General features: G+C 73.0%; 1 protein-coding gene. It reads left to right on the top strand.

Features of this window, described 5'->3' with window-relative positions:
- Positions 1–21 precede the first annotated feature (21 nt).
- On the top strand, positions 22–1,074 hold the full coding sequence (locus NBZ83_RS31950; RefSeq protein WP_261568569.1) for a lysylphosphatidylglycerol synthase transmembrane domain-containing protein: 1,053 nt from the start codon (positions 22–24) through the stop codon (positions 1,072–1,074).
- Positions 1,075–1,768: the final 694 nt, after the last annotated feature.

Here is a 1,768-nt window from a genome sequence, read left to right as displayed (position 1 = left end):
ACCCCGGCCTAGGCTGGCGGGGTGGGTCAGCACATCGCGTCGGCCGAGCCGGCGGACGCCTCCGCGCGCCGGTCCGGGCGCGGCCCGCGCTGGTGGCTCGTGCGCGGCGCGCTCCTGGTGGCTCTCGGCCTGCTGGTGCTGGCCCTGGCCAGCCAGTGGAACGACGTGCGGGACTCGTTCCGCCTGCTTACCGTCGGCAGCGTCGTCGCCTCGGGAGTCGCGACCATCCTCGCCGTCGGGACCACGGTGCTGTCCTGGCGGGCGCTGCTGGCCGGGCTCGGCGCCGAGCTGCCGCTGCGGGCGGCGGTCCGGATCTTCTTCGTGGGTCAGATCGGCAAGTACATCCCCGGCAGCGTGTGGCCGGTGCTCGCGCAGATGGAGCTCTCCCGCGACTACGGGATCTCCCGGCCGAAGGCGGCCTCGGCGAGCCTGGTCGTGTTGGCCCTCGCCGTCCCCAGCGGGGGTCTCGCCGCCGCCGTCACCCTGCCCTTCGTCTCCGCGGACGCGCTCGCGAGCTACTGGTGGGCGCTGGCCGCCGTCCCCGTGTTCGCCGTCCTGCTCTATCCGTCGGTGCTGTCCCGGCTGCTTGCGCTGGCGTTCCGGCTGCTGCGCCGGGCGCCGCTCGACGAGCCGCTGACGCTGCGCCCGATCGCCGCCGGCGCCGGCTGGCTCCTGGTGAGTTTCTGCTGGTACGGCCTGGCGACCTGGCTGCTCGTGCGCGATCTCGACCCCGAGGTCGGCGGGGGGCGCCTGGCGCTGCTCTCGGTCGGCGCCTACGCCCTGGCCTGGACTGCCGGCTTCCTGGTGCTCGTCGTGCCGGCCGGCGCCGGGGTCCGCGAGGCCGTGCTCGTGCTCGCGCTCGCTCCCGCCGTCGCGGGCGGTCCCGCCACGCTGGTCGCCCTGGTGGCGCGGCTGCTGGCTACGGTCGCCGACCTGGTGTGGGCCGGTGTCGGCGTGGCCCTGCGCGGGCGGGGGGCCAAGCCCCCGCAAGCCGGTATGGAGACCGATCCGAGGCCCGGGGCGTCGGCAGAGCGGACCGCCGATCAGCTGCCGGACACGGCGACGCGCCGCTAGTCCGAATAGGCCCTGGAGGGGTGCCGTCAGGTCGGTGCCCCCGCCGGTCGTCGCATTTTTCGTATCCTTCCGTGATCAATTGTGCGCGGTGTTGTGCCGAGGCCTGCCCCTGGCGATCATGATGTTCCGCCGAACCGTGCCATGCGCCCCGGCCCCGGCGGTTGCGCCGGGAATTGCTGAAGCCTGATGACGGTCGCGGGCCGGCGAATCGTGATTAACCTCCAGCATCTGCTGACCGCCATGTGACCAGGACTGGCACCACCTGACCGCTGTGGCTTTGCGTGATCAGTCAGGCGCGAGAATGCGCCGAAGGTTGGCATGTCTGCGGCCCGAAGGCCGCACTCATTCCTCGATGCCATCGCCGCGACAGTCCCGGGTGGGCACAGCCAGGACGGCGGCGTCAGTCGTCCGCGGCGTTGCCCGTCGACGGTGGTAGTCGTCGTCGGCGGCGCTCAGCCGAAAGAGATCCAATCCGGCCGGAAGACGGCAGATGGCGGGCGGGTGCTCGTGCGGCCCATACGGGCAGGGATGATGTGATGGGTGCAGGGGGACCGAAGTAAGGATCCTCGGTTCGGCTGGCCACGAGGGAGACGCATGAACGGCCAGGGCAGCGGGAACACGTCCGGTCGGCCGGAGCCGGGCGCCGAGGGGGCCGACCCGGCCGATGTGACCGGGCCGCTGGGCCCCTGGGTCC

It is taken from the genome of Frankia gtarii, assembly GCF_025403375.1.
Taxonomy (GTDB): domain Bacteria; phylum Actinomycetota; class Actinomycetes; order Frankiales; family Frankiaceae; genus Frankia; species Frankia gtarii.
The sequence above is the reverse complement of the archived record's forward strand: the minus strand, read 5'-3'. Positions and strand labels throughout refer to the sequence as shown.